This window comes from Bacillus sp. J14TS2, from assembly GCF_018333015.1.
Classification (GTDB): Bacteria; Bacillota; Bacilli; order Bacillales; family Bacillaceae_C; genus Lederbergia.
The window spans coordinates 22,005-29,130 of the sequence record NZ_BORE01000032.1 but is presented as its reverse complement, the minus strand read 5'-3'; the positions used below and the strand labels follow the sequence as shown (position 1 = coordinate 29,130).

The window sequence follows — 7,126 nt, the reverse complement described above, 5'->3', positions numbered from 1 at the left end:
ACCATTTTTTTCATAGAAGATCGTTTTTATGGAAGAATAGCTAGTTTTTTAAATAGAAGGTCTAGCCATTATGTCAGCTCGTTCAATTGCCTTCTCACACCTTCTAGTAGGTCTGGCGGGGTTACTCCATAATGGGATAATGTTTTAGCTTGATCTTCCCCTGATTTGGCATGTAAATAAGTCGCTGTGATAATTGCTGATTCTGCTGTCACTGCTTGGGCTGAAAAGGAAGCAATCAGACCAGCCAAAACATCGCCACTCCCACCCTTTCCAAGTGCGTCATGCCCATGTGGATTTATATACATGTTCCCATCTGGTGTAGCAATGATTGTTCGATGACCTTTTAATACTAAGTACAGCCGATTATCTCTAGCAAAGCTTTCCGCTATTTCCAGACGCTTCTCTTCAACATCTTTGATTGAACAGTTTAATAAATTAGCCATTTCCCCAGGATGTGGAGTGAAAATAACATCTCCCTTATACGCCCGGATCAAGTCCATTTGATTTCTAAGTAAAAACAATGCATCCGCATCGACGACAACCGATTGTCCTTGCAGTTCGTTAAAAAGATCCTCTAACCACTTTTCACCTTCAGAAAACCGGCTCATCCCCGGCCCAATCACAATTGTATCATATTGCGGTAATTTGCCTGAAAGTTGGGTCACTGCTTCGCAAGAAAAATGTCCGTCCTTTTCCGCTAATGGCAAATATAAAAATTCGGGATGCTGACTGGCGACAATCTCATAAATCGTTTCAGGGATCGCTAAAGATACCAAACCGGCACCACCGAAAAGTGCTGCCTTTGCCGCAAAGGTCGGTGCTCCTATAAAAGAACGTGAACCACCCAAAACAAGCACATGACCAAATGTCCCTTTATGCCCATTGATAGGCCGCTTCGGAAGGGAAGCTTGAATAAGTGATTCAGTTATCAGCTTAGGCATGTTTAAACCCAACTTTCCAACAATAGATGGAGGAACTGAAATATCAACCGTCTTCCAGACTCCAATATATTGCGGACCAGCTTGTAAGAAAAAACCTTTTTTTGGAAAGACAAAACTAATTGTCTTAGTTGCCTGAATGGCGACTCCTTCCACACTTCCATCATCACTTGCAACACCAGATGGAATATCAACGGAAATAATCATTTTCTTATTGGCGTGTTGATTGACCATCTTGATAATTTGTGCCAATGGTTCTCTAACTGCACCTTTAATACCTGTGCCAAGTATAGCATCGACAATAATATCAGCCTCAGACATTTTATTTTGAAGCTTGTCTAAGTGTTCCTTTTCGATATGAAATATAGGAAAATCACGATTCTTATACACATTCCAATGGACTTTGGCATCCCCTCTTATTCGAGCTGGATCAATTAGTAGACAGACAATTGGTTTAAATCCCAAATCAAAGAGCCTGCGAGCAATTACAAAACCATCGCCACCATTATTTCCACTTCCAATGAGAACCATGATTTGCGGATGTGGCTGAGAAGTACTGGCTACTATTTCTTCAACCATTTTAGCTCCAGCATTTTCCATCAGTACAGCCCCAGGCAAGCCAATTTTTTCTATTGTATATCGATCCATAGCTTGCATTTCCTTCTGACCTGCTACATACATTTCCCATCCCTCCTAATATGAACAAAAGTGCAAGCGCCCGTTTAGCGACGTACAAACTTTCATAGTAAGGATGAACAGCTAAAAACGCGCCGTCCTGGCGGCAGACTCAAACGCGACGACAATCGCAACGTCTGCACTAGTACATCCTGTACGTCGGCTGTTCTACCTACATCCTGTAACCCTAAGATAAAGGATACATGAAATGCGAAAGACGGCTGATTAGGAGCGACAAGCAAATGTTCCTGAAACAAAGAAGGGTGAAGTTCCCCTTCTGCGATTCAGGGTTATTTTGCGGAACATCGGTTAAAGGCTCGACGTCCTGTCGAAACACCGATGGACTCGCATCCTGCGAGTCTCTCGCTCCTGCCGTCTGTAGCTAGACAGCACGGCGAAGTATGAGCCGATGTTGACTTACGCAAACAGAAGCCGAAAGTTTGCTAGTCGCTGGGCGCTGGAGCTAGACGACAAAACTCAAAATTATAATTTATCCACAAGCCAAGAATTTTATAAATTCCTAGGTAGAGAGTCGATAAACAGCAGATCGTTTCCTCTCCTGTTTCAGATATAACCTGCTATCAAAAAGATCCTTTGAATCTAATCATACTCTCCTCCTGGATATAGTGTCACGGAATATAACCTTTTTTCTTGAGATCGTCCCCCTCTTTTACCTTGAAATAAAGAAATGGGCTTACTTGCATACATATAAGCATTCAGGTCATTGTAGATGATTACGTTTTCATATCCACTCCTAAATAAGTCTGCATGTACGACATAGCCATCTTCTGGAAATTGTAGTACGGAGTTCATATACCCATCATATAAAGTGGGGTTTACTCCCCCACCCCTTCTATAAGCTAAAATATAATCTAAATGATGATCATCCCAATTACTCATTGTTTCAATGATGGTGAGCCAGCCTTTTGTTTTACGATCTTCTTTCCAAATTTCTTTTCCATTTGCATCTAATAAGAACAAACCATCCTTTCCATTTTCGTTACCGCGGATAATGCGATCAAGTCCAGCGATTTGTAATCCGGGAAGGTCGTCTCGAAATTTTCCTAAGCTGACATGTTGGGATTCAATTGATCCTTCATATCGCCATATCTCTGTTCCATAATGGTCATACATCACAGTCACACTGCCACCAATAACAATTTGATAATGATCAGATAAATCGGGATTTACATTTCCTATCCATATACAATCTGCATGATCTTCTAAATTTGCACAAGACCATAATTTTTCCCCGTCAGCGCTTAAAAAATCATAGCCTGCCATCACTTCATCCCGACCATCTCCATCAAAATCAAAAAACCAGGGAAAATGCCCGATATTTCCCTTATACGTCCAAAGCATTTGGAAATCTCTATTCATTGCCCACATTTGCTTATAACGGTCTTTTAAAATGATATCTTGTGGAAAATCTCCCCCTGTTAAATTCGCGATCATGATACAATCATGAGCATATTCAGACGGTAAATCATACACTTTCTTGATCTTTCCAGTCGAGCCTTCTATAATATGAAACTTCTTATCCATGACACACAGTACTTCATTATGGCCGTCTCCATCAATATCATAGATTTGCACTGGATAATCAGAGCCGGGTCCACCGGGATGAGCATCTGGCTTTCCCCTTTGCCATAATATCCGTCCTTCTAAATCAAACGCAGTCATTGATTGGACTTGATGAGGGATATAGCGATCATCAATCCCTCCATCTGGTTGAACCATTAATAAGTCCATCCTGCCATCGCCTGTTAAATCACCCACATACATCTTCGTATTTTTCCCAGCAGCAGAGAGATCAAGTTTTCCAAGCAAAATAGGTTGAAGAAGCAAGTTGTTGTTTTTTAGTGGCTGGGTCCCCTGTTCTAAACTCATATAAAAGCCTCCTTTATTTCACGTAATGAGAAAGTTCAATGGTTAACCCTTTTATTCCTTCACTTACTAATCTCGCCATCTCATTAGCCCCTTTTTCAGTAAAATGGGTACAATCTGTTTCATTGACTGAAATCATAAAAAACGGAAACACTTGATTATAGCTTAAGGAAGAGAAATAATGGATACTTTCCTTCATTAGATCAATCAACATCACATTATATTCCTCAGCCACTTCCTTCATCGCATTGCAATAGTCACCAAAGTCTTCAAGAAACTCTCCATTTACATAATGTAGTCGTCCCACTGGGGTAATCAGTATAGGAATAGTCTTTTTCTCTTGAGCTACTTTTATATATTGCTTCAAATACTGTTTATAATCATCATAAGGCTCTGTATAACGTTCTGGACGAGTTTTCGTAGAATCGTTATGCCCCATTTGGATGAAAAGATAATCTCCCTCTTTCATCTTCTGCACTATTCTTTCTAATCTTCCTTCTTTTATAAACGTTTTAGAACTCCTACCTCCAATTGCATGATTAAAAAAATGTACATTATCCATAAAATAATTAGCGATATATTGTCCCCAACCTGCTTGAGGAGAACTACTAGAATCATAAGTTTGAACAGTTGAATCCCCTGCTAAGTAAACATTGATTTTCTTATTCTCCATACATGACACTCCTCGTGTAACATTTCATTGTCTCTCTTAGCCATTCGCTTTACGAAGATGTTGCCCATCTTTCCTCTCTTGATTGAATGGCTTTATTTCAATTTCCAATTCAACCGGTCCAATCAGCCCTGATCTTAACGAAATTTGATCCATCTGATTCGCCATACTATTAGTTACTTCCACTCGGATAATATTGCGCCCTTTCTTTACAAAACTCGGATCTAGATTAAATGTATAGGGTGCCCACATTGCCGCTCCTATTTCCTTTTCGTTGAGGAATAATTTAGCAATTTCATATACCTCTCCTAAATCAACCGTAAGTTGTTCGATGGAGGCTATTTCATCAAGATGAAAGCTATTTTCATACGTAAGAGTTCCTGAGAAAAATGCCATTCCCTCCCAATCATTCCAGGGCCGTAGGACACCATCCTTTAAGGGGAGCAGTCTATGATCGACTTTCCATGCTTCCGTTAAAGTTAATTTCTTTTTCTGTGGTTCAAATGATTCCTCTATTTCTATAAACGGCTCTTTAGTAGGATCAACGCAATAGACAATCGAGGATCTGCGTGAAAGAGTAATCGGTAACATCCCATCTTCATACATAGGACATTCCTCTATCGTAGACTTCCATGGATCCCATCTTTCAACCTTTCCCTCTTCCTTCAAACAAATTTGTCCTTGATAATCCTCTTCACCTTCATTGACAAGCAAATAGAAAATAAGCTGATCTTTTCTTACCTTACTTAGCCGTATCGATGGGTCACTAGGAATCAAATGAAACTCATTGCGATTCGACGAAGGAATCGCTTCCAAAATTTCTGATGGTTTGCAAATATAAGTAGCTTGCAGATTAGATAGCCTGCTGTTTTTCTCATGCCAAACAATTACTTGACCACCTCCAGCGATAAATACCTCTAATGCACGGATAATGGACTTTTCTAAACGATGATCTGCTTCGATAACCACAACTTCATATTTTTGATTGGCAATTCGTATCACTCCATCCTCAATCTTACTGAAGGATTGTAAAAGGGATTCTTCCAAATAATTAAATTCGATTTGATTCTCATACAATGGTTTAACAATTTTCCAAGGGAGAAAATCTTCTTCACATAGAACCGCAATGGTTGTTTCATTTGTACTATCGGTCATGAGCCAGCTTAAACGCTTCATATATTGCGCAAATTGTTTATAATACGGCCACCAGCTATTATTCGGTCCGACATCAGGCGGTCTTTCATGACTTCGTCTCTTCCCATCAATCGAATAATAGAAAGCATGGGGGCATAATAAATTCACTCCTCTTACTAATAACCAATCCATATACCATTTCATATCACCTGGACTTAAAGCCCAATCACTTTCTTTACTACATACCCCTAGAAATTCATTGAGATTTCGGCGTCTGCCGCGATGTCTGGCAGCATCTGCAGAGCATTTTCCCGCTGTAGAATGGTGCCCGCCTATCGCTTTTCCATTTTCAGGGGCTACCCAGCGCCACACCACATCTTGCCCAGGTATTTGAAAATGCTCTAATAACCCAATATCATCACTAGCTGCTGGATGACCAGTTAAGGCAATATTATGATCATGACACCACTTGCTAATCGGGTGATAGTATGATTCAGTCATTTTCGCATTCACGGTTTTTCGATAATTTTTTCTGACGAGAGCTGTTCTTTCACCAGCCTCAAACCATAGTAAAGGCAAGTCAGTTTCCACATTTCCATTTCCTTTGTAAAATTCTAGGAAGTTCACTGTCCATGGCTTTAATCCACGTAATGAACCTCTTCCTAATATATCGGGTTCATCAGTAAACATTGCAATAATTGTGTGACCAAAATATTGTTTTAGTCTTTCATAATACGTATCATGTGTTAGCTGAATAAATTTCTTCACTGCATCTGGATTTAATAAATCGGTAGAGGCTGGCGCATTGGCTTCTCTATCATCTTCTCCAAAATGAATACCACGAATTGTCCCGCGAGAAAATGTTTCAACGAAAACTAAAATCGACCAATTTTCATCTTCTGGGCAAGTAAGCTGGACTTTGTCATTCATTACTTCAAGCAACTGAGTTTCATGATCATAAATTACAGACTCTGATTGTTTTTTTATCGCTTGCGCAGAAACAACGTTTTCATTTTTTTCTAAATCTAAAATAACTTCATTAATCCCAGTAACACATAAATATTCGATCATTTTCAAACCGCGACTTGCATATTCAGGATTCTCCTTTACCACCTTTCCATTTGCCGATCCTGAAGGGTACATCGCTTCATCATACAAAATAACAGACATACCTAATTGTTCTGCTTCTTGCACGGCGACTTCTACAAAGTTCATAAATTGATCAGATAAGTATTCTATCTCGATTGGGATTCCGATTCTTGGATGTAAAACAAACCCATTTACTCCTTTTTCATGAAAATCATGAATTTGTCGACGAATCTCCTCATTTGAGAGACGATCATTCCAAAACCAAAATGGAATGGGCGTAAATTCTTCCGAAGGATGAAGAAACTGCTCCTGAATCGAAGTGTTCATTGTTCACAACTCCTTATGATTTTAACTCTTTTTATAGCTTAAGAAATTATAAAATTGTTGCTTGTGAATAAGTTGTAATTTTGAGTTTCCAGCTCCAGCGTCTAGCCCGAGAAGCTCACAGGATGTGAGTTCATCGGCGAAGACATGCGGACGTGGCGAACTTAGCCGATGTTCTGCTTAATAACCCTGAACCTATGAAGGGAAAAAGCCCCTTCCTAGGTTCAGGAACATTTGCTTGTCGGGCTGATCAAGGCGCTTGCGCTTTTGTTCATAAGTTTAAATATTCCTTATTGTACGCTTATACAAAAAACATAGAACGAGTTTTCTACCTTATTGTAAAACAAGAGAAGACAAAATTCAGTAATAAATTTAAATTATCTTAATTTTCCACCCCGTATTTCTCTCC

4 protein-coding genes are annotated in these 7,126 nt (G+C 39.5%); all 4 read right to left on the bottom strand.

Features of this window, described 5'->3' with window-relative positions:
• Positions 1–68: 68 nt before the first annotated feature.
• Positions 69–1,619: an NAD(P)H-hydrate dehydratase gene (locus KI375_RS26450; RefSeq protein WP_212976359.1), complete on the bottom strand. Its 1,551-nt coding sequence runs from the start codon at positions 1,617–1,619 to the stop codon at positions 69–71.
• Between the two features lie 594 nt (positions 1,620–2,213).
• Positions 2,214–3,503, bottom strand: coding sequence for a hypothetical protein (locus KI375_RS26445; protein WP_212976358.1), 1,290 nt, complete (start codon positions 3,501–3,503; stop codon positions 2,214–2,216).
• 13 nt (positions 3,504–3,516) lie between these two features.
• A complete protein-coding gene (locus KI375_RS26440; RefSeq protein WP_212976357.1) occupies positions 3,517–4,173 on the bottom strand; it encodes a rhamnogalacturonan acetylesterase in 657 nt (218 codons plus the stop codon).
• Between the two features lie 36 nt (positions 4,174–4,209).
• Positions 4,210–6,720: a glycosylhydrolase-like jelly roll fold domain-containing protein gene (locus KI375_RS26435; protein WP_212976356.1), complete on the bottom strand. Its 2,511-nt coding sequence runs from the start codon at positions 6,718–6,720 to the stop codon at positions 4,210–4,212.
• Between the last annotated feature and the right edge of the window lie 406 nt (positions 6,721–7,126).

Bases quoted from the DNA above. Each gene is read 5' to 3' on its own strand.
- KI375_RS26450 (WP_212976359.1), bottom strand. From the start codon at position 1,619: ATGTATGTAGCAGGTCAGAAGGAAATGCAAGCTATGGATCGATATACA.
- KI375_RS26445 (WP_212976358.1), bottom strand. From the start codon at position 3,503: ATGAGTTTAGAACAGGGGACCCAGCCACTAAAAAACAACAACTTGCTT.
- KI375_RS26440 (WP_212976357.1), bottom strand. From the start codon at position 4,173: ATGGAGAATAAGAAAATCAATGTTTACTTAGCAGGGGATTCAACTGTT.
- KI375_RS26435 (WP_212976356.1), bottom strand. From the start codon at position 6,720: ATGAACACTTCGATTCAGGAGCAGTTTCTTCATCCTTCGGAAGAATTT.